Below are 589 nucleotides of genomic sequence, written 5' to 3'. Positions count from 1 at the left end.
GGCGGCAGCTCGCCGCTGGTCCTGCCCGAGACGCGCAACCCCGATCGCTACCGGGATGCCATGCCGGTGCCCGAGGCGGTAGGGGACTTCCGGGCACGGGACGACGGCTTCGAGGTCCCGAGCCCCCAGCCGCTGGCGGCCGGGCGTGCCACCGAGGGTGACTTCGTCGAGCGCCGCAACATCGGCCGCGACAGCTGGCTGGTGGTCGGCGCCGATCCCGGTACGGTATGGCCCCAGCTCGAGGACTTCGCCCGTACTCGCGGCCTGCAGGTGACCGCCAGCGACACCTCCCGTGGCGTGATCGAGACCCCCCAGGCGCGCCTCAGCGTGCGTCAAGGGCTGCGCGCCGGTGACAGCGAGGTGCGCTGCGACCGGGGGGGTGCCCCGGTGGCGGCCTGCCTGGAGGAGATGGAGCAGTTCTTCGGCGCGCGCAGCGCCTCGGCCAGCTCGTCGTCGCTGGCCGCCCAGCGCCTGGCCGGCGAGGAACGCCTGCGCCTCGAGCAGCGGGGCGACGACTGGGTGGTGGCCATTCCGCTGGATATCGATCGGACCTGGGCCGAGCTGGATCACCAGCTGCAGCTGGACTTCA

At 73.2% G+C, this 589-nt stretch carries 1 protein-coding gene; it reads left to right on the top strand.

The features are described from left to right. Positions 1-589: hypothetical protein (locus OOZ15_RS20010; protein WP_265958195.1), on the top strand; the 589-nt coding region annotated here is incomplete at both ends.

Origin of the sequence: Galbibacter kalidii (genome assembly GCF_026241135.1) — a bacterium.
In the GTDB taxonomy this organism is placed as follows: Bacteria; Bacteroidota; Bacteroidia; order Flavobacteriales; family Flavobacteriaceae; genus Galbibacter.
This window is presented reverse-complemented; position numbering and strand designations above follow the sequence as displayed.